Source organism: Priestia sp. D3YE.R1 (assembly GCF_049199565.1).
In the GTDB taxonomy this organism is placed as follows: domain Bacteria; phylum Bacillota; class Bacilli; order Bacillales; family Bacillaceae_H; genus Priestia; species Priestia aryabhattai.
This window is the reverse complement of sequence record NZ_JBLTHW010000002.1, coordinates 826007-851477: the sequence shown is the minus strand read 5'-3', so window position 1 is coordinate 851477 and position 25471 is coordinate 826007. Positions and strand designations below refer to the sequence as shown.

27 protein-coding genes and 1 other RNA gene are annotated in these 25471 nt (G+C 38.0%); 9 read left to right on the top strand and 19 right to left on the bottom strand.

Features of this window, described 5'->3' with window-relative positions; all coding sequences use genetic code 11:
- Positions 1 to 30: 30 nt before the first annotated feature.
- The gene (locus tag ACOZIR_RS16530; RefSeq protein ID WP_071276080.1) at positions 31 to 1968 is read right to left on the bottom strand and encodes an ATP-dependent DNA helicase; all 1938 of its coding nucleotides are present in this window, start codon (positions 1966 to 1968) and stop codon (positions 31 to 33) included.
- Positions 1969 to 2192: 224 nt separating this feature from the next.
- The gene (locus ACOZIR_RS16525) at positions 2193 to 2372 is read right to left on the bottom strand and encodes a hypothetical protein (RefSeq protein ID WP_013056154.1); all 180 of its coding nucleotides are present in this window, start codon (positions 2370 to 2372) and stop codon (positions 2193 to 2195) included.
- Between the two features lie 332 nt (positions 2373 to 2704).
- Here ACOZIR_RS16525 and ACOZIR_RS16520 point away from each other — a divergent pair, with 332 nt between their 5' ends.
- The 5 genes from ACOZIR_RS16520 to ACOZIR_RS16500 all read left to right on the top strand — a co-directional run bounded on the left by ACOZIR_RS16520 (position 2705) and on the right by ACOZIR_RS16500 (position 7648).
- Positions 2705 to 3796, top strand: coding sequence for a sn-glycerol-3-phosphate ABC transporter ATP-binding protein UgpC (locus ACOZIR_RS16520; RefSeq protein WP_328119991.1), 1092 nt, complete (start codon positions 2705 to 2707; stop codon positions 3794 to 3796).
- 36 nt (positions 3797 to 3832) lie between these two features.
- Positions 3833 to 5080: an ABC transporter substrate-binding protein gene (locus ACOZIR_RS16515; protein WP_045293868.1), complete on the top strand. Its 1248-nt coding sequence runs from the start codon at positions 3833 to 3835 to the stop codon at positions 5078 to 5080.
- Positions 5064 to 6017: a sugar ABC transporter permease gene (locus tag ACOZIR_RS16510; protein ID WP_328119989.1), complete on the top strand. Its 954-nt coding sequence runs from the start codon at positions 5064 to 5066 to the stop codon at positions 6015 to 6017. Before ACOZIR_RS16515 ends, ACOZIR_RS16510 begins: the two co-directional genes overlap by 17 nt.
- Before the next feature lie 14 nt (positions 6018 to 6031).
- Complete coding sequence (locus ACOZIR_RS16505) at positions 6032 to 6844, top strand: carbohydrate ABC transporter permease (RefSeq protein WP_033578442.1); 813 nt, start codon at positions 6032 to 6034, stop codon at positions 6842 to 6844.
- 675 nt (positions 6845 to 7519) lie between these two features.
- On the top strand, positions 7520 to 7648 hold the full coding sequence (locus ACOZIR_RS16500; RefSeq protein ID WP_256972405.1) for a hypothetical protein: 129 nt from the start codon (positions 7520 to 7522) through the stop codon (positions 7646 to 7648).
- A 44-nt stretch (positions 7649 to 7692) separates the two neighbouring features.
- Here the strand turns inward: ACOZIR_RS16500 and ACOZIR_RS16495 are convergent, their stop codons facing one another.
- From ACOZIR_RS16495 to ACOZIR_RS16430, 14 genes are all read right to left on the bottom strand, one after another.
- Positions 7693 to 8838, bottom strand: coding sequence for a THUMP domain-containing class I SAM-dependent RNA methyltransferase (locus ACOZIR_RS16495; protein ID WP_045293866.1), 1146 nt, complete (start codon positions 8836 to 8838; stop codon positions 7693 to 7695).
- 209 nt (positions 8839 to 9047) lie between these two features.
- Positions 9048 to 10715, bottom strand: a complete 1668-nt coding sequence (locus tag ACOZIR_RS16490) for a glycoside hydrolase family 13 protein (protein ID WP_045293865.1) — start codon at positions 10713 to 10715, stop codon at positions 9048 to 9050.
- Between the two features lie 132 nt (positions 10716 to 10847).
- Positions 10848 to 11474, bottom strand: a complete 627-nt coding sequence (locus ACOZIR_RS16485; RefSeq protein WP_045293864.1) for a response regulator — start codon at positions 11472 to 11474, stop codon at positions 10848 to 10850.
- On the bottom strand, positions 11467 to 12513 hold the full coding sequence (locus tag ACOZIR_RS16480) for a sensor histidine kinase (RefSeq protein WP_045293862.1): 1047 nt from the start codon (positions 12511 to 12513) through the stop codon (positions 11467 to 11469). Before ACOZIR_RS16480 ends, ACOZIR_RS16485 begins: the two co-directional genes overlap by 8 nt.
- Positions 12510 to 13238, bottom strand: coding sequence for a cell wall-active antibiotics response protein LiaF (gene liaF, locus ACOZIR_RS16475; protein WP_328119988.1), 729 nt, complete (start codon positions 13236 to 13238; stop codon positions 12510 to 12512). Before liaF ends, ACOZIR_RS16480 begins: the two co-directional genes overlap by 4 nt.
- Positions 13239 to 13374: 136 nt before the next feature.
- Positions 13375 to 14001: a PspA/IM30 family protein gene (locus ACOZIR_RS16470; RefSeq protein WP_045293860.1), complete on the bottom strand. Its 627-nt coding sequence runs from the start codon at positions 13999 to 14001 to the stop codon at positions 13375 to 13377.
- 36 nt (positions 14002 to 14037) lie between these two features.
- Positions 14038 to 14382 carry a flagellar basal body rod protein gene (locus tag ACOZIR_RS16465; protein ID WP_045293859.1) on the bottom strand — a complete coding sequence of 115 codons (345 nt, stop codon included), beginning with the start codon at positions 14380 to 14382 and terminating at the stop codon, positions 14038 to 14040.
- 200 nt (positions 14383 to 14582) lie between these two features.
- On the bottom strand, positions 14583 to 14723 hold the full coding sequence (locus ACOZIR_RS16460) for a hypothetical protein (RefSeq protein WP_421535740.1): 141 nt from the start codon (positions 14721 to 14723) through the stop codon (positions 14583 to 14585).
- Between the two features lie 221 nt (positions 14724 to 14944).
- Positions 14945 to 15333: RNase P RNA component class B (rnpB, locus tag ACOZIR_RS16455), an RNA gene on the bottom strand.
- A 63-nt stretch (positions 15334 to 15396) separates the two neighbouring features.
- Positions 15397 to 15729, bottom strand: coding sequence for a cell division regulator GpsB (gpsB, locus tag ACOZIR_RS16450; protein ID WP_013056140.1), 333 nt, complete (start codon positions 15727 to 15729; stop codon positions 15397 to 15399).
- A gap of 104 nt (positions 15730 to 15833) precedes the next feature.
- The gene (locus ACOZIR_RS16445; protein ID WP_028414057.1) at positions 15834 to 16385 is read right to left on the bottom strand and encodes a DUF1273 domain-containing protein; all 552 of its coding nucleotides are present in this window, start codon (positions 16383 to 16385) and stop codon (positions 15834 to 15836) included.
- A 63-nt stretch (positions 16386 to 16448) separates the two neighbouring features.
- Complete coding sequence (locus ACOZIR_RS16440) at positions 16449 to 16958, bottom strand: spore coat protein (RefSeq protein WP_285846024.1); 510 nt, start codon at positions 16956 to 16958, stop codon at positions 16449 to 16451.
- 346 nt (positions 16959 to 17304) lie between these two features.
- The gene (locus ACOZIR_RS16435; RefSeq protein WP_045293858.1) at positions 17305 to 18555 is read right to left on the bottom strand and encodes a ribonuclease H-like domain-containing protein; all 1251 of its coding nucleotides are present in this window, start codon (positions 18553 to 18555) and stop codon (positions 17305 to 17307) included.
- Between the two features lie 4 nt (positions 18556 to 18559).
- On the bottom strand, positions 18560 to 20830 hold the full coding sequence (locus ACOZIR_RS16430; protein WP_045293857.1) for a DEAD/DEAH box helicase: 2271 nt from the start codon (positions 20828 to 20830) through the stop codon (positions 18560 to 18562).
- Positions 20831 to 20951: 121 nt separating this feature from the next.
- Between ACOZIR_RS16430 and ACOZIR_RS16425 the strand changes: the two genes are divergently transcribed.
- The 3 genes from ACOZIR_RS16425 (at position 20952) to ACOZIR_RS16415 (ending at position 23337) form a co-directional block, all read left to right on the top strand.
- On the top strand, positions 20952 to 21203 hold the full coding sequence (locus ACOZIR_RS16425) for a hypothetical protein (protein WP_013056134.1): 252 nt from the start codon (positions 20952 to 20954) through the stop codon (positions 21201 to 21203).
- Between the two features lie 150 nt (positions 21204 to 21353).
- Positions 21354 to 22865: a sensor domain-containing diguanylate cyclase gene (locus ACOZIR_RS16420; protein WP_328119987.1), complete on the top strand. Its 1512-nt coding sequence runs from the start codon at positions 21354 to 21356 to the stop codon at positions 22863 to 22865.
- Between the two features lie 160 nt (positions 22866 to 23025).
- A complete protein-coding gene (locus tag ACOZIR_RS16415; protein WP_045293855.1) occupies positions 23026 to 23337 on the top strand; it encodes a DUF6509 family protein in 312 nt (103 codons plus the stop codon).
- Between the two features lie 305 nt (positions 23338 to 23642).
- Here the strand turns inward: ACOZIR_RS16415 and ACOZIR_RS16410 are convergent, their stop codons facing one another.
- The 3 genes from ACOZIR_RS16410 to ACOZIR_RS16400 form a co-directional block, all read right to left on the bottom strand.
- Positions 23643 to 23819, bottom strand: coding sequence for a hypothetical protein (locus ACOZIR_RS16410; protein ID WP_169746689.1), 177 nt, complete (start codon positions 23817 to 23819; stop codon positions 23643 to 23645).
- Between the two features lie 104 nt (positions 23820 to 23923).
- Positions 23924 to 24127 (bottom strand): cold-shock protein, encoded by a 204-nt coding sequence (locus tag ACOZIR_RS16405; protein WP_045293854.1) that lies wholly within the window; start codon positions 24125 to 24127, stop codon positions 23924 to 23926.
- 287 nt (positions 24128 to 24414) lie between these two features.
- Positions 24415 to 24582 carry a hypothetical protein gene (locus tag ACOZIR_RS16400; protein WP_169746688.1) on the bottom strand — a complete coding sequence of 56 codons (168 nt, stop codon included), beginning with the start codon at positions 24580 to 24582 and terminating at the stop codon, positions 24415 to 24417.
- 111 nt (positions 24583 to 24693) lie between these two features.
- On the opposite strand from ACOZIR_RS16400, the gene ACOZIR_RS16395 reads away from it, so the two are divergent.
- On the top strand, positions 24694 to 25239 hold the full coding sequence (locus tag ACOZIR_RS16395) for a YhcN/YlaJ family sporulation lipoprotein (RefSeq protein WP_415383459.1): 546 nt from the start codon (positions 24694 to 24696) through the stop codon (positions 25237 to 25239).
- Positions 25240 to 25471: the final 232 nt, after the last annotated feature.

Genomic DNA, 25471 nt, shown 5'->3' with positions numbered 1-25471 from the left:
ATAAAAAAGCGCGGCTGCCACCGCGCTTTTTTATACGTTTTCTATTTTCGTTGGAACATTTTGTTCAATGATTGAACGCACTTTTGAATCTGTGCTTTTTGGCATAAAGATCGTGATTAGACCCTTATCGTTATGAGAGCGAATCAGCCTTCCAACTCCTTGCTTTAAGCGAAGAAGCATATACGGCATATCTGCATCCCAAAATGGATCGACTACTTGATTGCGCTTTGCTTCAAAGACCGGATCGTTTGGCGGATACGGCAGAGACCAAATGATTACATTAGATAGCGAAGGTCCAGGAATATCCAACCCTTCCCACAAATGAACAGCGCATAAAATCGTTTCTTCTTCCCTTTGGAACTGAGATACTAATTTACTGATCTCTTGATCACCTTCAAATAAAAATGTGTACTGATTTAACTCTTTGGAAACTTCTTTGAACATCTCTAGTTCTTCTTTGCTGTTAAACAATAAAAGTGCTCGTCCGTTCGTTTTTTCGAGCTGAGCAACAGCAAAGGCGAATTTTTCAGCAAACGCTTCTTCTTGATCATCCGAAACATTTTTTACCGCAATTTTCATTTGCTCATCATAATCAAATGGCGATTCAACGGAAAAAGAAAGCGGCTTTGCAATTCCTAAGCTATATGCTAAATAATCGAACGACTGGTTATCTGAAAGAGTGGCAGAAGTAAAAATATACGGTATTTTCTTCGCAAATACTCGTTCTTTTAAGACGTCTTTTACTGCTTGCGGCATAATAACCAACGTCAGCTGCCAGTTGTTTTCTTCCACCCAGTAGATGGCATTTTCGTTGTCCATAAATAAGCGCAGCGAATAATCAATTTGATCTAGGTACTCGTCTACAATTCGCAGCGTATATTCGTCTACTGTATAGGTCTCACTCTCAAACACAAGCTCGTTTCCGATATGCTCAAGCAGCGATAAAAGTTCTTTTCCTACACTTTGTAATCCGTTTGTACGGGCTACTTCTTTACGGCTAGAACCAATGATTTCCGTGCTTGCTTCACTTAAACGGTCAAAGAACATTGCATATACATCGATTGCGTGCTCGATCTTCACAGCAAATTCTTCTCGCACGTCATTTTCTAATAGACGCGTTAATAAGTTCTCTAATGTATCTTCTTGAATGCGATATGTTAAAGCTTTTTGTGCAGCAAATTCCAGCAAATGACCTTCATCAAATACAACACAGCTGCTTTCAGGAAGAAGAGGAAGCTGTCCTTCACGCTTGCGGGCTTCATATGTCCAAATGTGCTCCATGTAAAAATCGTGAGAGCAAATAATTAAGTCATGTGCTTTTCTATAGTGCTCACGTGAGAGCGTTAACCCACATCTATGACGCTGCTCACAGGAAGAGCAGTCTTGAAACGTATCCCAGTTAATTTGATTCCATTCCTCATCCGTTAAATGAGGATATTCTTTACGGTCTCCGTAGTGATAGAACGATTGCATACCGCTATGATCATGAACAAAATCAGGAAGCGTATCGTAAATTTCTTCAATGTTTTCATTATCTGTTCGTGCTGTCACAGCATCTAATTTCTTTAAACACAGATACTGATCTTGAGATTTTGCTAGGCGAACATCCATGTTAATATCTAAAATACCAGAGAGCTTGGCAATGTCTCCTTCGGCTTTTACTAACTGTTCAATTAATGTTTCATCCGCACAGGCAATAATAGCTGGCTTGCCAATATATCTCGCATAACAAATAGCGTACAGTAAATACACAATGGTTTTCCCTGTTCCTACACCTGCTTCTGCAAATATTACATTTTTTTCTTTAAAAGCTCGTTCGATTTGAAAAGCCATAAAAATTTGTTCATCCCGAAGTTCTAACCCTGCGTCCGGAAGATGATCATAAAAAACATCACCTATCCATTCATTTAATTTGTCAAAAAAGTTTTCATCCCGCTCAATTGTAAAAGGCAACCGCTCTCTCATCATCGATACTGACTCCTTTATTTATGTAAATATCTATCAATAAAAATTAGCTTCACTTCTTTTTATCTAGTAAATTTCTCATGTAAGCAAAACTTAATTATTGACTACTTTATCTAAAATGTCAATAAAAAGAGCTAAACATAAAAAAGGTTCTGCCTTTAAGGACAGAACCTTTTTATATAAAAGCTGGTGTATAGAACGCAAACGGAATAAGTGCTATTAAAAAATTAATTACAGCGGAATTTTGAGTCCGTGGACTGAGACAATAAAAAGGCCGCTTCATACTCGGCTTTTGCTTGTTCCAGCTGAGTAAGCGTCTCTCCGCTAACTTCTATTCCCTGCTGCATTAAATGATAGCTGTTTTCCAACGCTTGACGAATCATAGTGAACTGCGTGTTTCTATCCATTTATAAACATCCTCTCTCTGTAGTGCTTACTATAAAAGTGAATACTATCATTCTATACACCAGCTGTTTATTTTATTCTCAAAACCAGCACCTCTGGCTTAATAAATGGATTCTTTCATTTAAGAAAATAATCGAACTTATTAAAATTTTTAAATTCTCACTTGACATATAGGAATAATATATTTTAAAATTACTTACAGATTCAATCACTCAAAACTACATACTACAGGCTTACCGGTCAACCGATAGCCTCTAATTGCCAGATACACGTACAATCCGTCTGTGCAATTAGAGGCTTTTCTTTTTTTAAAAGCCTGCTGAAAGGAGCAAAAATGGCAGAACTGCAGTTACAGCATGTGTATAAAAAATACGGAAAAGATAGTCTTGCAGTTGATAATTTCAATCTTCATATTCAAGACAAAGAATTTATTGTATTTGTAGGACCTTCAGGGTGCGGCAAATCCACTACCCTTCGAATGATCGCCGGCCTTGAATCGATAACAGAAGGAGAATTGCTTATTAATGGAGATCGTGCAAACGATTTACCTTCTAAGGACCGAGATATTGCAATGGTGTTTCAAAACTATGCACTTTACCCTCATTTAACGGTTTACGACAACATGGCATTTGGCTTGCAGCTCCGCAAATTCCCAAAACAAGAAATTGATGAGCGCGTTCGTGAAGCCGCTCGTATTTTGGACTTAGAACCCTATTTAAAACGCAAGCCAAAAGCATTATCAGGAGGTCAGCGTCAGCGGGTGGCTTTAGGAAGAGCCATTGTACGGAATGCTCAAATTTTTTTAATGGATGAGCCTTTATCTAATCTTGATGCAAAGCTTCGCGTACAAATGCGTGCTGAAATCAGTAAGCTTCATCAGAGGCTGCAGACAACCATTATTTATGTAACCCACGATCAAACAGAAGCCATGACGATGGCAAGCAGAATCGTAGTTATGAAAGACGGAAAAATTCAGCAAATAGGTTCACCTATGCAAGTATATAATGCTCCAGAGAATACGTTTGTAGCCAGTTTTATAGGCTCACCGGGAATGAACTTTTTCACTGGAAAAGTAGTGAACAGCAAACTGCACATCACTGGACATGAGTTTCAACTGACAGAAAATCAAATACATTCGTTACATAAAAAAGGCTACAATAATCAATTCATTACTGTAGGAATTCGACCCGAGCATATTACGCGCGCCTCTTCTGATGCTCCTCATATTTCATTATCGGTAGATGTGTCTGAATTATTAGGAGCAGAGTACATACTATACAGCAGTTTAGGAGACCAGCTCTTTGTGGCTAAAATCTCTAGGGATGAACATATTCAAGTTCATCAGCACTTTCCGTTTCATTTTCAAATGAATCATGCTCATTTCTTTGACCAAGCATCTACCCATCGTATCAAAATTGACCAATAACTATCTAAAAAGAATTCTATAAATGGGGGAACTAAAATGAAAAAATTATTAATTTTGTTAGCAATGCTCACCGTAATCATCGCGGGCTGCGGTAAAAACAGTTCAACAAGCGGCGACAGCAGCGATTCTTCTAAAAAAGTAACCATTAACTTTACGCATTGGCGAGGAGAAGATACGAAAGCCTTTGATTCTATCATTGAGCAATTTGAAAAGAAAAATCCAAATATTCATGTAGAGATGACCGTCTTTCCTTCTGATTCATATCAGTCACAAATTCAAGGATCTCTACTATCTGGAGAAGGTATCGATGTATTTGCTAGTTTTCCAGGAAGTCAATTTGAAACGATTCGCAAAGCAAATGGTTTTGCAAAGCTGGACGACCAAAACTTACTCAGCAAATTTGACGAAAAGCTAATCCAAGCGGGTAAAGCGGATCATACGCAATATGCTCTTCCTTATCAGCTAGTCTATAACATCCCTGTCTATAACAAGGGCATTTTTGAAAAACTAAATTTAGATGTTCCTAAAGACTGGAATAGCTTTTTAAAAACATCTGAAACATTAAAGAAAAATGGATACACGCCGATTTTATTTTCAGGAGACGTAAGTCCTTCTCAATTTATTAATCCAATGATTATGAATAACGAACCTACAAATAACGCCCTTCACGAAGTAGAAACGGGCAAACGCAAGCTAACTGATGAATGGTTTATAAAAACACTATCTCAAATTAAAGAATTAAATGACAAAGGTTACTTCCAAAAAGATGCTCTTGGTACGAAAAAAGAAAGTGCTGCAGCACTTTTTGCTCAGGAAAAAGGCGCAATGCTTGCTCAAGGTTCTTATATGATGGCTACAGTCAAACAGCAAAATCCAAAGATTGATCAAGGTTTGCTTGCACCGATTACAGTGGATGAAGATAAAGCAAAATACGAAGGTGTTCATACCACAACATTCTTATTAGGTGTTGCTGAAAAATCAAAACACAAAGAAGCTGCTAAGAAATTTTTAACTTTCCTTGCAGATCCAAAGATTTCTTCTGAGTATGCAAATGCTACTGGCCAGTTATTAACGGTCAAAGACGTGAAATATGATTCACCAGAACTCAAAGAAAGCGCAAAATGGAAAGACAGAAAAACGGTCTTCCAACCTCGATTTACCATTTTAAATGAGCGCGTATCAAAAGCTGTTGAAACATCTGTACAGGACGTACTATCCGGTATGTCAGCGAAAAAAGCTGCTGAAAAAGCACAAGGAGAGGTAGAACGTGTCGCTAAAAACTAATACGTCTATTCAAGAAGAAGAAAAGAGAACCCCTTCGTTCTCTTTTCCTCTCTTTTCATTTAAAAGTATCTCTAAAAGCCGACATCTATGGTTGTTTTTACTTCCCGGCTTTATCATATATACTGTTTTCTTTGCATTGCCAACGCTTTCTGCTTTATTTTTAAGCACAACCGATTGGAATGGATTATCTTCTCAGTTCTCATTTGTAGGGCTTCAAAACTTCAAAGAAATTTTAACAAACGATGCTATTTTTACACAGTCTCTTACAAACAACTTAAAGTTCACAATTGGCGTGCTGATCTTTCAAACGTTATTGAGCTTGGGATTTGCACTCTTACTTTATAAAAATTCTGCGTGGAATACATTTTATCGCTCACTCTTTTTTGTACCGACGATTATTTCGTCCGTGTCGATTGCCTTCACGTGGAACTTTATGTATGACCCCAACATCGGAGGAGTTAACCTATTTTTAAGTAAAATAGGCCTTGAGCATTGGACCCAGTCTTGGATTGGAAATGGACATATCGCAATTTACAGCTTGGCTTTTGTACAATTTTGGGCACATACTGGTCAAATGCTTATTATTTTTGTAGCTGGAATTCAAGCTATTCCCCTTGAGTTATATGAAGCTGCTAGTATTGATGGAGCAACACGATGGCAAAAATTCAAGCGCATTACGTGGCCTCTTTTAGCTCCAGCTACGACAATGGTGGTGGCTTATACGACCATACAAAGTTTTAAAGCATTTGATTTAATCATTGCAATGACAAATGGAGGTCCCTCCAACTCAACTGAAATTCTTTCGACACTTCTTTATCACGAAGCTTTTATTAATTTTCGTTTCGGCTATGCCTCGGCCATTTCCGTTGTATTTATGATTGTGATTGCTCTTTTAACGTTTCTTCAATTTCGCGCACTTCGCCTGACCAAAATGTAAAAGGAGATTCTTTTATGAAACAAAACCCATTCAGACACCTGATTTTAGGGATTTACGGTTTAATCATTCTGTTGCCCTTAAGCTTGGTTTTATTAACAACCTTTAAAACAACGCCTGAACTTTACAGCAACCCAATTGGATTACCAGCAGGCTGGAATATTGAAAATTACAAACAGCTGCTCGTCAATGAACCCATCTTTGGCTATATTAAAAACAGCGTGATTGTTACCGTCTTTAGCACGTTTTTTATTCTATGGTTTTCAAGCATGATTGCTTACGCTATTATTCAGCTACCTCAAAAGCTTGGATGGATTGTATACGGCTTTTTTGTTTGCGGAATGATTGTCCCTACTCAAGTCAATATGATTCCTGTCTTTTTGCTGATGAATAAGCTTGGACTGGTCAATACGCTAACAGGCGTCATTATTGTCTCCATAAGTTTTTTGCTTCCCATCGGTGTATTTATTATAACGGGGTTTATGAAAACTTTGCCCAAGGAACTATTCGAAGCTGCTCGCATGGACGGAGCGTCAGAGTGGAAAATATATTCAAAAATCGCTCTTCGACTCTCAATACCATCAATGGCTACAGTAGGGATTTTTTCGTTTGTAATTGTGTGGAATGATCTGTTGTTTCCTTTGTTATTATTAAAATCTAAAGAAGTAAAAACGCTGCCTATTGCACTATTGGACTTTCAAGGGGAATTTCTAACCAATTATCCTATGCTGTTTTCAGCAGTCGTTCTTTCTTCTATTCCATTATTGATTGCGTACGTGTTTTTGCAAAAGCATTTCATTTCAGGAATGACATCCGGGGCATTAAAATAGCAGGCAAAAAAAGCACGCTTCCCTGCCTGCTCCTTTATTCTATAGGTTTTTTTTCAAAGCACGCTGAGATTTTTGCTTCTCTACTACAAAATATTGGTAACCATACATTAAAACAGCTTTCAGCAGAAAGATACCTAGCAGATGGTGTTCTTTAAACATGCCCATCTTAAAAAGATTTGCCCGCCTCATAATTCGATGAAAAGGATAAACAAAAAATATATCTACGAGGGCATTTAATAGCATATATTTCCCAAAATGGCCATATGTGAACTTTTTAATCCATAAAGACCCTGCTAAAAATGGACCTAAAAGTAAAGCAGTTTCACCTGTTAGATATGGATGGGGAGGATGAGGGAATATCCACCACTTCTTTTTTTCAGCAATATAGCTTTCAACAGGAAATAAACATAGTAGATGATAAATAGCGCTTAATATGCTGTTGTCCTATAAAAGGGATGGTTAACCATGAAAGAAGCATCATCCTCCCAAAAACCCGTGCCGATCGATTTTTTCTCATTTCATCACCTCTTAGGTTTTAGTATGAAATTTTCCCTTCGTAAATATGTTAGAAATAAGCTTGTCATTTCTCATTTTAAGCCTGCTATTGAAAAGAAATGAATACATATATTACACTGCTACTCGCTCATACTATAAAAAACATAATGGGGTGAGTATATGCATGATTATTATGACGGACTATATAAATACCTGCTTAATGCTACATTTTGGTTTATTTTATTAATTGTCGTACTTGGTATAGGCTTGTTTGGAATGCTAGCTTATCGCGGTTTAAAAAAGAAATAACGTAAAGAAGCCAAGCGGTTTTTACACCGCTTGGCTTCTTTACGTTATTGATCGTTGCGTGGAGGACGAGGTCCCCAGTACTGGTAGTAGTCTGTTTTAATAAATCCGTTAAATAATTTGCGTTTTTTCGTTGCTTTTTTACCGTAGAACTGTTCAAACTGCTCATGAGATGTAAGCATATAAATAGACCACGTATCAAGCTTAGAAAACGCTTCGCCCATTTCAGCGTACATTTTTTCAACAGAAGGACGATCGCTTAAACGTTCGCCGTACGGAGGGTTACCAATAATGATTCCATATTCTTTCGGCGTCGTAAAATCGCGCACTTGCATTTGCTTAAATTGAATTAAATCTCCAAGTCCAGCTTCAAATGCATTTTGCTCCGCTACTTTTACCATACGATGGTCAATATCATGACCAGCAATATCCAGCACTTGGTCGTAGTTCGCTAAGTCTTCTGCTTCTTCGCGCGCTCTGTCCCAAATACTTGCTGACATCCATGGCCATTCTTCTGATAAGAAGTCACGGTTAAATCCTGGTGCAATATTTTGACCGATAAGCGCTGCTTCGATAGCAATTGTACCAGAACCGCAAAAAACATCTACAAACGGACGATTTGCATTCCACGGCGTTAGCATAATTAAAGCCGCTGCCAGCGTTTCTTTTAAAGGTGCTTCCCCTTGCCCGACGCGGTAACCGCGCTTATGAAGTCCTGCACCGCTGGCGTCAATTGTTAATGTAGCAACATCTTTTAATAGCGCTACTTCAATTTTAAACGTTGACCCCGTTTCTTCGAGCCAGCCTGTTGTTTTGTTATAATGTTTTTTCATGCTGTCAACAATTGCTTTTTTCACAATGCTTTGACAATCTGATACGCTGAACAATTTAGATTTAACTGATTTTCCCGATACAGGAAACTGTGCATCTACGGGCAAATAATCTCCCCAATTTAATGCTTTTGTTTGTTCAAAAAGCTCATCAAACGTACGAGCTTTGAACTGTCCGACCTGCACTTTAATTCGATCTGCTGTACGAAGCCATAAATTGCATCGAGCAATTGCAAGCTCGTCTCCTTCAAAGATAACCTTGCCATTATCTACTTCACATTCATATCCTAAAGCACGCACTTCTTTAGCGACTAGTGCTTCAATTCCCATTGCTGCTGTTGCAATAATTTTATATTTCGCCATTTTTCAACCTCATTTTGTTTCTAATTATCTACACTAAGTGTAAAAGTACCATATACATGCGCCGTAGTCAAAGCTTTCTCCGTCTTTTTATCAAAATGCAGAAACTGCTCGCTCTTCGTAGAGCCAGCAGTTTCTTTACCTATGTCTCATCTAAATTTGTTTTTAAAAGCTTTCCACTTCACAATTGCGCAAACGGTTGCTCAACTTGTTTATGAAAGTAAGTATACACGTGTTTCATATGGGTGTAGCGTACATTGTTCAAGCGTTTCGTTTGTATCCAATGGATAATTATGAATCAACACTTCTCTATTTACAAATGAGCTCTCCAAAGGAAGCTCGAACGTTTGATTATTTGGTGACATATTACAAATAACAACAGCGGTTTTACCTTCTAATGTTCGCGTATACGCATAAATAGCGGAATCTTCTTCTGCCAATAGTTTATAAGTTCCATACACCAGCACATCATGCTGTTTTCTAATTTTAATGAGCTGTTTGTAAAAATTCAGTACCGAATTCTTATCATTTTTCTGCTCTTCTACGTTAATATCTACGTAATTTGGATTTACCTTCATCCAAGGGTTCCCCGTAGAAAATCCTGCATTTCTTTCTGTATTCCACTGCATTGGCGTTCTTGAATTATCGCGGCCCGTTTCCCAAATAACTTTCATAATCTCGTCATGTGAATCGCCTTTTTCACGCTGAATACGGTAGTAGTTAATCATGCCAACATCATCATAATCATCAATAGAATCAAACTTAACATTGGTCATTCCAAGTTCTTGTCCTTGATAAATAAACGGTGTTCCTTTCATTAAAAAGTATAGTGCAGCTAAGCACTTTGCACTTTCCACTCGGTAAGCTACGCTGCCGAATTTATTTACAGAACGAATTTGGTCATGATTTTCTAAATATAAAGCGTTCCAGCCCTTGATTTTTTCTAAACCATTTTGCCAATTAGTTAAAATTGTTTTTAACTCGATTAAATCAAGCGGTTTTTCTTCTCCTTTATCCCACAGCCCCATATGCTCGAACTGAAAAATCATATTGAAGTTTCCGCCATCTTCAGCTACCCACTCATCTGCGCTGTCCGATGTTACACCATTTGCCTCTCCAACTGTCATAATATCGTATTTGGCAAACGTATTTTCTTTTAGCTCTTTTAAATGTTCTTGAATTCCAGGCCGATTCATATGCCCTTCAAATGATGGCACATAATCTAGCTTTTCAGGGTTCGGCAGATCTGGGAAGCCGGCCACTTTCTTAATATGCGAAATAGCATCTACACGAAAGCCGTCAATTCCTTTATCTAACCACCAGTTAACCATTTCATAAAGCTCATGACGCACTTTTTCGTTTTCCCAGTTTAAATCGGGCTGTTTTTTAGAAAATACGTGCATGTAATATTCTTTTGTCTTTTCGTCGAACTCCCAAGCTGATCCGCTAAAAATAGATTCCCAGTTGTTCGGCTCTTTTCCATCTTTACCTTCGTGCCAGATATAATAATCACGATATGGATTCTCTTTAGAAGATCTAGATTCTAAAAACCAAGGGTGTTCATCTGAAGTATGATTAATAACTAAATCCATAATCAGCTTCATTCCGCGATGGTGAACTTCATCTAGCAGCTCATCAAAGTCTTCCATTGTTCCAAAATCTTTCATAATATCTTTATAATCACTGATATCGTAGCCATTATCGTCGTTAGGAGACTGATAAATCGGGCAAATCCAAATGACATCAATTCCAAGATCAGATAAATAGTCTAATTTTGAAATAACCCCTTGAATGTCACCAATTCCGTCCCCGTTTGAATCCATGAAGCTTCGCGGGTAGATTTGATACGCAACAGCTTCTTTCCACCATTTCTTTTCCATGTGCTCAACCCCTCAAAATAGTGCTTTTACGTAAGCGCTCGCCTTTACGCATATCGCTATTTTATAATGAATACATGCAAAAAAATAGGTTTTTCACAAAAAAAATCGTTATTCTCTTTTGAATAACGATTCTCACTGTGCTAATTTGTGTTTAAAGGCATAGATGACGGCTTGAGTCCGGTCCTGTACATCCAGCTTACTTAATAAATTGCTTACATGTGTTTTTACCGTCTTTAGTGCAATAAATAATTCGTCTGCAATCTCTTGATTTGTTTTGCCCTGTGTCATTAAAAGTAAAATTTCCATTTCACGAGCTGTCAGTTCTTCATGAGGTAAAGACGGCTTTCTCATTTTAGACATCATTTTACCGGTTACTTCGGGCTCTAATACAGATTCCCCCTCATATGTACGGCGAATAGCAGCTGCAATCTCTCCTGCTTTAGACGTTTTTAATAAGTAGCTTGTTGCCCCTGCCTCTAGAGCGGGATATACTTTTTCGTCATCTAGAAAGCTAGTGACAATAATTACTTTCGCTTCCGGCCACTGCTTAATAAGCTGTTTTGTTGCTTCAATCCCGTCCATTTCTTCCATGACTAAATCCATTAAAATAATATCCGGTCGCAGCTGAAGCCCTAATTCGACGGCCTGTTGGCCATTGGATGCCTCAGCTATCACATGAATGTCTGTTTGAGCCGACAAATACGCTCCTACGCCAATACGAACCATTTCATGATCATCTACTAACAGTACATTAATCATTTTGCTTCTCCTCTCTTTCTACTAACGGTACTTTTACTTCTAGCTTTGTTCCTTTATCGGGCAAACTAATAATTTTTAATATGCCTCCAATTTCAACTGCGCGTTCATACATATTTTGCAGACCGTACGATCCGACTTTTTCCTTTTCTACATCAAACCCAACTCCGTTATCAACAATACGTAAAATAACGGAAAAGTCACGTTTAATCAGCAGCACATCTAAAGCTGTTGCATTTGCATGACGCAGTGTATTTGATACGGATTCTTGCAAAATTCTAAACAAGTGGTCTTCAATGCCTTTATCAAGTTCAAATCCTTCTATTTTCCAATTTAATTCAAGCGGTACTTTTTGAGCAAGCTCATTCATCAGTTCTTTCATTCCAGCCTGTAGCGATTTTCCTTTTAATGCTGCAGGACGAAGATGAAGAAGCAAAGCTCTCATTTCAAGCTGTGATTGATTAATCATTTTTTCAACCATCTTTAATTGCTTAGCTTCAGAATCTTGTAGCGTAAGGTTGGATTCCGTGATAGCAGACATAAGCATTGAAGCGGCAAATAGCTGCTGACTAACGGAGTCATGCAGTTCTCTAGCAAGCCGATTTCGTTCCTGAGAAACAATTTCTTGCACTTGCTTTTGCTGATTTTCCACTTTTTCCGTTGCCATCTTTTGAGATTTCTGTGCTTGAAGAATCATTTTATGATCTACTTTGTTTAAACGGCTTATAATCCGAGACGTTTCTTGAATAAGTGGTTCATTTGCCGACATATGCCGGTGGCCATTTTCTATTTCATATAATCGGTTTTCAACATATGTCCACTGCTGTCTCCACATAAACCCCATGATTCCTCCAATTACGCTTCCAATCGTAAGGCTTAAACTGAAGGAAAACAGCACAAAAGGCATGCCAAATACGCTTGTTTTCCATAAGTCGCTAAGTTGAAAAACAGGATATGCAAAAAACACGGTAAGGAGCACGGATACAAATACAAAAAAACTTAAGAAGATCCCCCATAATAACTGCCGTTGAAGAATACTCATATCCTTTGCACCTCTAAATCTCCAATCACAACAGTTGTAACAATCTTCACCCTATGAGCAGACTGATCAAATTCCTTTGTTTTGATAGACAAATTTTCGTTGAACGAAAAGCCGCGCTGATGGCCAAAAACCGTTATGTTTCCTGCTAGTTTAGAATGATTCACAGATACTTCCGTTTCGTAAGGAATGAGCACTTTAATATTTCCAAACACTTGACGAATAAAAATAACCGCATCGCCTTTTGGCAGAACGGTATTGCTTAAATCAACCACAATGTCCCCCCATACGCTTTGAATATTAATATCATCCCATTCGTATACGGAGTCTTCGGTTCTTTGACTACCAAGAAGTTTATTCGTCAAAACCGGCCGGACCTGTACCAAACTTTGGTTTGGCTGCTGTGTAAATTCGTCAGTTGGTCTAAATTCAACCGGATGCTTTCTTGATTGAATATATCTAAGTAAAAAATACAGGAAAAGAGCAATAACTAAAAACTTAAATGCAACCGTATTAAATATGTTCAACACAAGCCCAATAACGCCAATCCAAAATAAAATACGCCCTAGTTTTCTTCTCATTTTTTTTCGCCCAATATACATGAACGCACCGGCAATTAATATAGAAAAGATCAAGCCGCTGTGAAAAAACATAATTTCAATAAACAGGACAAATAAACTGCAAATAAAAATGAACATAAGAGACTCTGTTTTGTTTACGCTTTGCACAGCTCTCTCTCCTTTCTCTTCGTAGATGAAGCGTTCGTTCTTTGGATGCTGCAGATATCTATTCTCTCACCTTAAAAAGACGCAGAAACCTACGCCTTTTTTAGAATACCATGTTTTATGCAGAAACACTGATTTTTTACGATGATTTTACTCTTTTTTCTAATTCCGCGATTTTGCTGTCTACCGTTTGTCTATAGTAATTTGTATTAATTTGATTTTCAAGCTGATCAATATAAGTTTCCATCTCGTCAAACTGGCTGTAAGACGCATAAGACGCTTCCGTTTTCATTACTGAATTCATACGATGGTGCGCACGGGCAATATTTTCACGCCCCATGAGTTCCATACGGCGAATATGCATATCTTTTACCTTATGCTTCATTTCTTCATACTTTTGTTCAAGCTCTTCTAACTGCTTGGATGCATCTTCATAAGATGCTTTTACACGCTTTGCTCTCTCTTCGTAGTGAGCATGCTCTTTTAAAATAAATTCATGTAGTTCCGCTTCTTCAGCTGCTTGTGCCACTTGTACTTGCTCATGACGTTTTTTCATCATGTCGAGTGCCAGGTGATATTCACGATTAAACTGCTCTTTTAACGTGTGCTGTCGCTCAACGAGCTGCCTTACCTTTTCGGTTTCCTGCTCGCATTGACGCAAGTAGTGATTTAACGCAGCAATTGGATTTTTTTGTTCTTTGTGATCAAGTAATTGATGAAGGTCTGCAGAAATCGTTTCTTTCATTCGAGTAAATAAGTTTCTCATTTTGTTCATCTCCTTAGATAATAAAGTAAACTTTTATTATTTTTGATTTAAGTCAGCCCACTGACGTTCAAAATGCTTAAACGGATCTTCTTTTTCCGTTTTTATAGGACTGCTGCTGTTCCACTTTTTATATACAGTGTAAAGTACGACTGCTGCGATGATACCAGCAAGGGCCGGAAGGTTTGAAACAGTTGTTAAGAGTACGACGACACCAATAAACCCCCAGAGCCATTTTTTAAAGGGGGTCTCTGCTTTAACAAAACCTTTAAATGCTACGTACAAAATAACCAACCCAAGCGCAAGTCCTACCATGGGACCAGCATTTGCAAGAAGAACGATAGCAGCTACCGCTCCAATCAAAAACAAACCAACTTTTTTCATTTTGTTTCCTCCTTTCGCTTCTCTATATACTTAGTTTAAGGATGATAACGTTTTTTCAAAACGAGCTAGAGCTTTATTTCCTTCTAGGACCTGAGGCCGATAACACGCTCAGCCTGATTGTATAAAAAAGAGATTGAGACATAATAACTAAATGGATTTCATCTAAAGACCAACAAATGAGATAAATGAGCTAGTAGGGATTACTCGTTACATCGCTGCTGATTTCCGTGCAAGGCTTCGCTTTCCGCGGGCGGCCGCTGTGCCTCCTCGTCGCTACGCTCCTGCGGGGTCTCACCCATTCCGCTTTTCCCGCAGGAGTCTTCGTCTTGCCCTCCAATCAACTACTAGAAACAACGAAATAGATAAAACCTGCGTTCATCATGACAACAAAAAACCGAACTGTTAATCAATATTTTTGATCAACAGTCCGGTTGTTACTTCAACTCAAATACTTTTGTCTCAGCCTTTTTTTGACATAAAAAAAGCTCTTCCATTACAGGAAGAGCTGGGTTGGATTAAAATATAGTGTATAACAACTAGTGTCGATTGCTTTTCAATAACGTTCTGTAAGCCATGTTTTGTACCATTGTACTGCAAGCGGCTAGCTACCTCGTACTCCGGTGGCAATTATCTATCTACAAAATGTAACCATTTTGTCCTTCCTTCCGTTCAGTTCCTTCCAGAAAGTTCCCCTACCATTATTTGGGTTTCTCGCTCGAGGGGTTTACCTCGTTCCACTCTTACCATTTCTGATAAGACTTCGTCACTGTGGCACTTTCAGAGTAGTCAAGCCATATCTTAAAAAGACTTAGGCTCTTTCCCCGCCGTTAGCTTTTAACAGCTACCCTAGCTTATGACTTCGCTAGGCACGAACACTACAGACATCGCAGTCTGTGCGAGCATGGACTTTCCTCTACATCCTCATATGTGATGCAGCAATTACCCGAACGTTATTGATAACGACTTTCCTTAGTATAATAAAAATAGGAGTTGAATGCAACTCCTATTTTTAGGTTATTCGTATAATTTACTTCCAAACACGTGTTTTTCTAAGTTCGACAAACGTTTTAAAATATCAAAGTTTGTCGTACCCGCTTGCTGCTGCTGTTGAGCCGGCGGCGGGGTAAACGAAGGTTGTTGCGGCTTTTTAGATAACTCTTCTACTTGCTTTTTTAAGCGTAAATTTTCAGTTTGTAATGCTTCAATTTCTTCATGAAATGCTTCATAATCTTTAATAACAGAATCTAGATACTTGTCTACTTCCTCTTGATTATAGCCTCTCATGCCTGTTTTAAATTCTTTTTCTAAAATTTCCTTGGCCGTTAAGCGAATTTTATCAGCTAACATCTCTATCACCTCGAATACGATAAACCTTATCTTTATTATAATTCATTTTTTCAAAAATAGCTTCAAATGTCAATTTATCTTTTAAAATGTTTCGTCAAGTGGCGTTAAAAAGACGAAAATTTTTCTTCATCCACGATATCTTGTAAGTCGTGAGACGTCACCATTATAATAGGGTATTCTTCTCGTTCAGCACGTTTTTTAGCCGTTTCTAACATATATTTAGGACTTCCTTCGTGCTCTTCGTCGTAAACTAAACAAATACCTTCACTTTTTTCTACTAAAAATTGATTTTTCAGCCGAAACTGTGCTGGACTTTCATATTTCTTTTTTGTGATGCTATCTACATAATCTGCTTGACTTAAGACAAATTCATACAATTCTTTATTGACGTCATTCCATTTTTCTTCCTGCTCCAAAAATGGTGTTAAAACAGCTAACTGAAGCTCGGGATAATCGAGCTGCAGATCAAATACCACTTCTGCTGCCCAAATTTCTACTCCTAGCTGGCCACTAATCAATACCCATTCTAATCCATCTTCTACTAATTCCTGTAATTTTTTATAGAGCGCTTTTTTTATGTATGTAATGCCTTGATGTTTTTCATTAAAAATTCCAAGTTCGAATGGCTTATAACCAGTAACCGTTAGCACCTTCATTATATAACTCCTTTGTAACAAAATAGAATAGGAACTGATGTAATCAGCTCCTATTAACGTACATTATCTAAAATACCCTGAATTAGGTCCTTGATGCGCGCCTTTTGTATGACAGCTTCCTTGGCCGCAACCTTTGTGTCCAGGATAACTAGCGCCTGCTACTTGACCTGGGTAGCCTCCTTGACCTGGAAAACCAGCTCCACCTCCTTGACCTGGGTAGCCTCCTTGGCCTGGATAACTAGCACCTGCTACTTGACCTGGGTAACCTCCTTGACCTGGGTAACCAGCACCTGCTACTTGACCTGGGTAGCCTCCCATTTGACCTGGATAGCCTGCTCCCCCTACTTGAGTTGGATATTGTTGCGCACCGCCAAAAAACTGTTGATTTGAAGTTTCATTTACAACAGATTGTGTTTGCGGGAAGTAATGCACGTGCTTCACATTTGTATGATTCACCAATGTATTATGACTTGGATGAATGTGAGGTACAACTACCTCCTGAGAAGTAAACTGTGTGCAGCATTTTGTTGGATGCACAATTGGTGGCATACATTTTGTTGGTCTTGGATACATATCCTTTTTCCCCTTTCACTGTTTAGTTATTACACTATTACAATATGTGAAGGGCAGTGTACATGTACTAAGACAAACACCTATTTTTGGCCTACATAAAGGAGTTATACGAATTTTTCAAACTGCTTAAGACAATTACTGTTAAACAAATTAATGCGAAAAATGATACTAAAATCACATTTCTCATGAGGCCTCTCTCCATCTCACCAAAGTTCTGTTTTTAAGCTGTAAGAATCAGTCTTACATTGACTAATTTTATCAATGACTGAAAAATAGAACAATATAAAACATCCACAAAAATAAAAGAATAATAATTCTGAATATTTTAAAATAAATCAGCTGAAGTCTATCCTTTAGCTGATTTATTTTTTAGTCTAAGAAGTCTTTTTTCAAGCGCTTCCTTCGACGTTTTTTTAGTCATTTCTCTGAGTTGATTCCACTTCTCCCAGGCTAGCTCAGTATATAAAAGTGCTTGATGAACATCTTTGAGACGATGCTCATAAATTTTAGCTAGCTCAACCAGTGCTTCTATAGCGACGTCACTTTCACATGTTTGAACCAAGGGTTCAAACATGTCCACTGCCTCTTTCCAACTCTTTTCTTTTTTATAATGATAAGCCATAGCTAGCTGAGCTTTTTCATGCTCTTCTTTTTCTTTTTCCGCTACGCCCTGATAAAGAGAGAAAGCGTGCTTGTTCTCCCCTAACTGCTCATACCACCTTGCTACTTCATATGTTTCTTTTTCTGTAAACTCCTCACTAGTAAGGAGACGTTTTGATAAATGAATGTATAAGGTAATCAGTGATAAAATATCATGTTCATTATGTTTCATAATGTCGAATAAGCCTCTTGGATTTTTCGTTTCAATAAAATCAAAATAAATCATAGGAGCTAAAAACCCTGGAATATCATCAACTCGTTCAATTCCAAGTATTTCTTTTTCGACATTCGCAAGCTTAACCGAATTCATTTTGTGTTTCCACAGCCTTCTTGACGCATGCAATAAATCAAAGTGACCGAACTTAGGCAGCTTGGGCAAATGATCTCTCAATAGCGTATGGCGAGTCTTCACGTGAGGCCAATCGAAAGATTTCCCATTGTAAGTCACGAGAGTCGTGTAGTCTACTTCTTTTAAAAAACTTTCGTAAAATGCTACTTCTCCACTTGGCTCGGTTAATATATGCTGACGAAAAACGACGGAATCTTTTAGCACCCTTGCATATCCTAGCAAAAAGATAGTCGTTCCCGTACCTGTACTAAGCCCCGTCGTTTCCGTATCAAAGAAAAATAAATCTGAATATGTGTGGCCTTTTGATGAAAGCGGATGAGCAACTGTAGACCGATTCCATACTTCCACTACTTTTTTCAGCTCATTAAATTCATAATGTCCATGCTTGTAGTCGAGCGGGTAAACCACTTCTCTGATCATACAGTAGCTGTCTTCAGCAAAGTAAGGCACAGCATGATTTCCCTTCCATTCCTGCTCATAGGAAATAGACGCACTCTTATGTTGCTGCGGGTTACTTTCAACCGTCGTCTTTGCTTCTGTAACATGAAGATGCTTTTTCATACGATTTAATTTATTTTTAAAAGACACGAGTTCACCTACTTTGCAGTTGTTGTAGCAGTACGAGCGCATCGCTTTTTGCGTGTTCTCCCTGTGCTTCCATACCAATACAGGACGGACAGCCGCTTTCGCAAGAACAATTTACAATTAATTGATTGGTTTGACTTAGCACATCATTCATTTGTTCGTATACTTTATCGCTTAGGCCAATGCCTCCCGGGTATCGGTCATATAAGAAGATAGTGGGCTGTTCGTTGTGCACCGCTTTTATCTGAGGCACTACATGTAAATCAGAAGGATCGCACATCACCATAAGCGGTGCAATTGACTGAACGGCATTTGCCACGGAAATGAGCGCTTGTTCCAATCGTTCTTCAGATTCGTGAAACTGTTCTTTTTCAAAGCTTAGCCACACGGCATTGGTATGAAGTTCTTCTTCCGGAAGTGAAATGGGACCTGACCCTATGTTTTCATGCGTCTCAAACTTTATTTTTTTAAATATCGTCGCCATGGCGCTGACCATTACATCACCATAACTGATTGAATATGTCCCTTCCAATCGTTCTTTATCAGCTTCTAGAACCTTCAAGTTAACCGCCAAGTTAGCATCGGTAAAATAATCTACATCGACTTCACGAACATACGCTTTTTTCTCATCCCAGTCCAAGTATTCTACTTGATACTGAATGCCTTGATGCAAGTAAATCGCCTCATCATGAAGAAGCGTCATGGCACTAAAGCGATCCATTTCTCCAATTACTTTCACATTTGCAACGTCCGATTGATCAATGATGACAACATTTTCTTGGGATGCAGAGCGCAGACTGATATTATGAGCTGGGAACGAATCATTCATCCAGTACCATTTGTCTCCGCTAAAATGAATCACTCGCTCTTCTTGCAAAAACTCCAGCACGTCTTCAATTTCTACCCCATCAAATGTTTCTCCCTGCTTAAACGGCAACTCGTAGGACGCACATTTTAAATGATCGACTAAAATAACAAGATTATCAGGATTAATTCGAGCTGTTTCTGGATTTCTGCTAAAAAAGTAATCCGGATGCTGAATCATATACTGATCCAGCGGACTTGAACTTGCGACCATCACAATGACGGCTTCTCCGTGACGTCTTCCTGCTCGTCCTGCTTGCTGCCAAGCACTTGCAACCGTGCCTGGATAACCTGTCATCACACACACCTGCAGCTGCCCGATATCCACTCCTAGCTCTAAAGCGTTCGTACTGACTACTCCGTAAATACTTCCCTCTCGAAGTCCTCTTTCTATTTCGCGTCGCTGCTTTGGCAAATATCCTCCGCGGTACCCTTGAATAGACTTATTTTGAAGCTGGTTTTTTACGAGCTCCTGCAGATACGTTAAAATAATTTCCACTCGTACTCGGCTTCGTGCAAATACAATGGTTTGAATTTTATTTTTCAAAAACTCTCCTGCAATATTTCGCACTTCAAGCGTAGCACTTCTTCTAATGTTTAACGGTTTATTAACAATAGGCGGATTATAAAAAATAAAATGCTTGCGGCCGCTAGGCGCTCCGTTGTTATCTACTAACATAACATGAGCTCCCGTTAAATGTTCAGCGAGTTCTTTTGGGTTAGCGATGGTCGCTGATGTACAAATAAAGATAGGATTGCTTCCATAGTAGCGGCAAATTCGCTTTAACCGGCGTATAACGTTGGCTACGTGGCTTCCAAAAACACCCCGGTACGTATGAAGTTCATCAATCACAATGTACTTCAGGTTTTCAAACAGTGATACCCATTTCGTATGATGAGGTAAAATAGCTGAATGAAGCATATCTGGATTCGTAATAACAATATGACCTGCTTTTCTTACCTTTTGACGGATATTTGCCGGAGTATCTCCATCATACGTGTAGCTATTGATTGGTACTTCCATTTCTTCAATGATTTCATTTAATTCACTTTTTTGATCTTGGGCAAGCGCTTTTGTTGGAAACAAATAAAGAGCTCTAGCCTGATCATTCTCCATAATACTTTGGAGTACCGGCAAGTTGTAGCACAATGTTTTCCCCGATGCTGTCGGCGTCACGGCCACAACATTTTTCTTAGCTGTCGCCAAATCAAACGCTGTTTTTTGATGCGTATAAAGCGAACCAATTCCTCGTTTCTCAAGCGCTTCCCGCAGTTTCGTATGCAAAGAAGCTGGAAATGGCGCAGTTTTAGCTTCTTTCTCTTCGATTGTATGCCAATGAACAATATTCTCCTGATACGATGGATTCGTTTGCAAGATATCTATTACTTCTTGTAAGTTTTTTCGTATTCTCATTTTCATCACCTGCTTCTATTTTAACGAATGAACGTTCGATAGAAAACCATAAGTTTTTGTATGTTTTTGGTGGATTCGGACATGGTATTAATACAGTAAATTTTTCAAGGAGATGTTAAAAATGGGAAGCCCTTATCTTTGCCCCAGCTGCAAAACAAATCGAACGCGCTTTAATATCATTGAACAAAATGCAAAACCTGTAAAAATGGACCCAAGAAGCGGAGACGTCGTAGAAGAATACACAAACGATACGCTCGATGCCTTTCACGCTGCTTATAACGGACCCCAAAAACGCATTCAGTGCGGAGCTTGCGGATTAGTAGAAGATGAAACCATGTTTGTACGGCATGCTGAATCGAATAAACTTCAATAAAAAAGGTGGGGCCATTTGGCCTCACCTTTAATCATGTAAATCTTTATGCTTTTTCTTGATCAAAAAGCAGACATCCTCATCTAAAAAATTCATGTCTTTTCTTATACAAACATGCTAAAATACCTAAAAAAAGATATGGAGATGATGGTCATGTCATTTCTTCTTTCGCTTTTACCTTTCTCCTTTCTGAAGAAATGTCGTTTTCCTTCAGGAAGAGAAGTTAATGAAGATACAATGTTCGATAAAACGAATGTAGAGATGCTTCAACAGAGAGTCAAGCTAGTTTCACTTGCTCTTGTAGTTTCCTATCCTATTTATATTTATATAGGGTTTTTTTTACTTCAACATGCGGGGACATCTCAGTTTAGACATACACTAATTGGTATTCATTTCACTAGTTTTGCTCTCTCCTCTCTTTATTTATTTTTCTATTATGTTAGTAAAAGAAAAGAACGGTTTGCTAACTACTTAAGCACCATTGTATATGGCTATATATTTTATTACATATTTGCTGCAGCACTTTCTACTATTAACAGTCAGCTTTTCACAGGTCGTGTAGACGTCTATATGATGCTTTTGATTTCCACAGCTGTTTTATGTCCTATGAAATTAAAACATCTGTGCATTATTTTTATTCCTAACCATCTTTTTTTGCTATACGGCTTATCACGATATGTACCGGATTCTTTTTCTCTTATTTCAAAGCAGATCAATACAACGGCAGCAGTTGCTATCGCTTTACTTATTTCATATATTCTCTATACATACCGTCACAAAGAATATATGAATCATTTACAGCTAAAAGAAAGCGAACGTAATTTTTTTACGCTGTTCAAAATTAATCCCTATCCTTTGCTATTAACGAGGTTATCCGACCACAAAGTGCTGCTCATTAACAATAAAGCTATTCATTTTTACAATCTTGCTTCTCAAGATCTTGATCAAATAGACGGATTTATAATCTACCCTACCAATCAAGATAGAGAGGAGATTTTAAAACGTCTTCAACAAGAGAAATATGTAAAAAACTACATCCTAGAAGCACGTGAATATGGAGATTCTCAGTGGGTTATGATCAATTATGAATTACTAGAGTATCAAAGCGAAAGCTGCATACTCGCAGGTATTACTGATATAACCGATTTAAAAGCGGTTGAGCATGAATTGAGCTTGCACGCTTCAACTGATATGCTAACCGGAATTTTAAATCGAAGAAGCGGAATGGAAAAACTGCAGCTGGAACTGCTGAGAGCTAAAAGCAATGATATATCTTTTCTATTATGTTTTATCGATATTAATTCCTTAAAACTAGTAAATGATCAATACGGTCATAGAGAAGGCGACTGGTTTATTAAAACAATAGCAGCATCAATTAGTGGTTGTATTAGCAAGGATGATACGCTCTTTCGCTACGGAGGTGATGAGTTTTTATTAATTGCTCCTGAACAAACGGAAGAATATGTACACGAGCTGTGGCAAAATATTAATGAACAGCTAGAAGATAAAAAGAAAGAATTTAAGAAGCCATATACACTTTCTGCGAGTTACGGGTTTATTATATGTGCGCCTTCAGACGACACCAACCTAGATACATTAATTCAAAAAGCAGATGCTGCCATGTATAAGCAAAAACATACGCGCGTCTCTTCCACCTTTAAGTAAATCATCGAAGTCCTTGCGCCATCGCATCAAGTAGATTCGCTAAATAGAATGATCAAGTAAGAAATCCGTGCATGAATTACGCATGCACTTTCTTTCTTTGCAAAGAAAAACTATAATAGATGATGCAAGTATTTTACTGATATATGGAAAGGACGTACATATGTTTACAATTAAAGAATATACAGCTGAACAATTGCAGGATCCATTTGGTCTCCTTCTAGGTGAACGCTATGAATTTCATTTATACATTGAGGTAGAAGAAGAGGATGAATTATATACCGGCAGCGACCTAGCACTACGCGTAGTATATATTAAAGGCGAAGATAACACTTCTATTGCCCAAACTCATTTCTATGAAGTTTCAACAAATAAAGTATTAGACTTCGACCTTGAAGAAGAGGAAGAAGCAGCTGTCAAAGAGTTTTGCGGGAAGCATTTACCTTCAGAGGAAGGTACAGATCACGAGGCATAATTAAAAGAGGCTGGAACAAAAGTAGTTTAGTAAAAATCCGAACGATGAATTGAGATTCCTGATGGAGAATCCAACTCGTTCGGATTTTTTCGTGGTGATGGTGAACGTAGGTTTCATGTATGTACGTGCTTATAGCTGTTGATTTGAGGGATAGGCGAAGACTCTTGCGGGGAAAGCGGAACGCGCAGTCTTGCACGGAAATCAACAGCAGTGTAACAAGCAATTCATACAATTCATACTAGAGAATCAATTCCATTTGTTCTTTGTTCGTCTTTAGATGGGATTGATTTTGTTATGTCCCATCCTCATTTTTGATTTCGTTTTTCCATTAATTTTTTAACTACTTCTTTTGGCTCCCAGCATGTAAACTGATAAGAAGGACGGGTTTCATAGCCTAGTCTTTTGCATCGATACTTCATTCCCTTATCCAATCTAATGCTTTGAAAATGTTGACACGTGGCACAGCAATGAAATGAACTCATGGCTTCCCTTCTCCCCTACTTTAATCTATTTTCTTAATCATATAAATAAAACAAGTTTGCACAAAAAAAGCTGCCTATCGGCAGCTTTCATATGTAGCGTTGAATTATAATTTTATAACATTCTCCGCTTGAGGTCCACGTTGGCCTTCAACGATTTCAAATTCAACTTTTTGGCCTTCTTCTAATGTTTTGAAGCCTTCAGATTGAATAGCTGAAAAATGAACAAATACGTCATTTTCGCCTGGTACTTCGATAAAACCGAAGCCTTTTTCACTGTTAAACCATTTTACTGTACCTGTAGTAGCCATGTAAAAAAACCTCCAAAAAATGTAAAAATTTTAATATGTTACTCTATATTTACATTTATGCCGTAAATAAAAAATTCACATATTATAAAAGAGACCTACGCGAAGTAGATCTCCTTTATAACAAGTGAATTTTCACTAAATCTAATTCGAGTGTATGGTCAAACATAGTATTCATTACATTTATTAAATTTGGTTGCGTTTACATTATACTATACCTATATGTAGAATGCAAATATTGGGCCATTCTTAGCATATGGCTCAGCCGTTTTGCAAGATATTGATCTTCCTTACGTCAACATGTTATCAATATGGGCGTCGATAATTTCTTTTCGTTTATTTTGCAGGGTCTCAAATAACAACTTAGCTTCTTCTGAAGTTAGTGCAAACGTTGTTGTTTCTTCATGGTTTTCTTCTTTTGTATGAAGCACAAATATGCTTTGTTGAACTCCACTCATACATATTCCTCCTTTTTTGATAGTATAGGCCTTTTTATATTTTTCATGTATGCTTCACACGTTTTTAACAAATTATAAGAAAGGTTAAAACTTATAAGGAGTGATACTATCATGAAGAAATCGTTTTTGTTTGTTGTAGGCTGCATGACGACTCTTTCTTTATTCGGCTGCAGCACAGCAGATCAAGGTAAAGATGGCGTCATTGATGATGATACAGTCCGCAACGTCACATATGAAAATGGAAACAATAAAACGAAAATGAATGACGTAAACGATACGCAAGATGTACAGCGTAACGAAAAAGAACAATATAACCAGTCGGGTGGAATGAGAGTAGCCGATGTGGCGGCTGATCGTATCGTAGCATTAAAAAACGTTAAAGATGCTAACGTAATCGTAACCGACCATACAGCTTACGTAGCAGCTGTATTAGACGATAACAAAGAAGGCAATCTCACAAAAGATATGGAGCATAAGATCGCACACGAAGTAAGAAAAGCTGACGGCAGTGTTCATCGAGTGTTTGTATCAACAAACCCCGACTTTGTAAACCGTATGAATGGATATGTAGAAAAGCTTCAAACCGGCAAGCCTGTTTCTGGTCTGTTTGACGAGTTTTCGGAAGTTGTTCGCCGCGTGTTTCCAAATTCACGCTAATATACATGAATGTCAAAAGAGCATTTTATAAAATGCTCTTTTTATTTTACCTATTGCATAAAATATTGCATAAAAAATGCACTTATAAGTTTCTGAATATTTTTATTTTACTTTATTTTGAAAACGATTTCATTTCTATAATATAAAGGTTTAGGGGATTTTCGCCTCATGTATTTTACGGTTTTGTGGGTTGATAGTAAGGGGAAAGTTTGTTAGTTTTAGAAACCATAAG

Coding starts and splice junctions, on each gene's coding strand:
- ACOZIR_RS16485 (WP_045293864.1), bottom strand. CDS start 11,474: ATGATTAATGTACTGTTAGTAGATGATCATGAAATGGTTCGTATTGGC.
- ACOZIR_RS16520 (WP_328119991.1), top strand. CDS start 2,705: ATGGCAGAACTGCAGTTACAGCATGTGTATAAAAAATACGGAAAAGAT.
- ACOZIR_RS16465 (WP_045293859.1), bottom strand. CDS start 14,382: ATGAAAAAAGTTGGTTTGTTTTTGATTGGAGCGGTAGCTGCTATCGTT.
- ACOZIR_RS16405 (WP_045293854.1), bottom strand. CDS start 24,127: ATGGCTACTACAGGTACAGTAAAATGGTTTAACAGTGAAAAAGGCTTC.
- ACOZIR_RS16400 (WP_169746688.1), bottom strand. CDS start 24,582: ATGAGTGGAGTTCAACAAAGCATATTTGTGCTTCATACAAAAGAAGAA.
- ACOZIR_RS16410 (WP_169746689.1), bottom strand. CDS start 23,819: ATGAGTTCATTTCATTGCTGTGCCACGTGTCAACATTTTCAAAGCATT.
- ACOZIR_RS16395 (WP_415383459.1), top strand. CDS start 24,694: ATGAAGAAATCGTTTTTGTTTGTTGTAGGCTGCATGACGACTCTTTCT.
- ACOZIR_RS16530 (WP_071276080.1), bottom strand. CDS start 1,968: ATGATGAGAGAGCGGTTGCCTTTTACAATTGAGCGGGATGAAAACTTT.
- ACOZIR_RS16430 (WP_045293857.1), bottom strand. CDS start 20,830: ATGAGAATACGAAAAAACTTACAAGAAGTAATAGATATCTTGCAAACG.
- gpsB (WP_013056140.1), bottom strand. CDS start 15,729: ATGTTAGCTGATAAAATTCGCTTAACGGCCAAGGAAATTTTAGAAAAA.
- ACOZIR_RS16500 (WP_256972405.1), top strand. CDS start 7,520: ATGCATGATTATTATGACGGACTATATAAATACCTGCTTAATGCTACA.
- ACOZIR_RS16440 (WP_285846024.1), bottom strand. CDS start 16,958: ATGTATCCAAGACCAACAAAATGTATGCCACCAATTGTGCATCCAACA.
- ACOZIR_RS16515 (WP_045293868.1), top strand. CDS start 3,833: ATGAAAAAATTATTAATTTTGTTAGCAATGCTCACCGTAATCATCGCG.
- ACOZIR_RS16505 (WP_033578442.1), top strand. CDS start 6,032: ATGAAACAAAACCCATTCAGACACCTGATTTTAGGGATTTACGGTTTA.
- ACOZIR_RS16490 (WP_045293865.1), bottom strand. CDS start 10,715: ATGGAAAAGAAATGGTGGAAAGAAGCTGTTGCGTATCAAATCTACCCG.
- ACOZIR_RS16425 (WP_013056134.1), top strand. CDS start 20,952: ATGGGAAGCCCTTATCTTTGCCCCAGCTGCAAAACAAATCGAACGCGC.
- ACOZIR_RS16495 (WP_045293866.1), bottom strand. CDS start 8,838: ATGGCGAAATATAAAATTATTGCAACAGCAGCAATGGGAATTGAAGCA.
- ACOZIR_RS16470 (WP_045293860.1), bottom strand. CDS start 14,001: ATGAGAAACTTATTTACTCGAATGAAAGAAACGATTTCTGCAGACCTT.
- ACOZIR_RS16480 (WP_045293862.1), bottom strand. CDS start 12,513: ATGAGTATTCTTCAACGGCAGTTATTATGGGGGATCTTCTTAAGTTTT.
- ACOZIR_RS16445 (WP_028414057.1), bottom strand. CDS start 16,385: ATGAAGGTGCTAACGGTTACTGGTTATAAGCCATTCGAACTTGGAATT.
- ACOZIR_RS16525 (WP_013056154.1), bottom strand. CDS start 2,372: ATGGATAGAAACACGCAGTTCACTATGATTCGTCAAGCGTTGGAAAAC.
- ACOZIR_RS16415 (WP_045293855.1), top strand. CDS start 23,026: ATGTTTACAATTAAAGAATATACAGCTGAACAATTGCAGGATCCATTT.
- ACOZIR_RS16420 (WP_328119987.1), top strand. CDS start 21,354: ATGTCATTTCTTCTTTCGCTTTTACCTTTCTCCTTTCTGAAGAAATGT.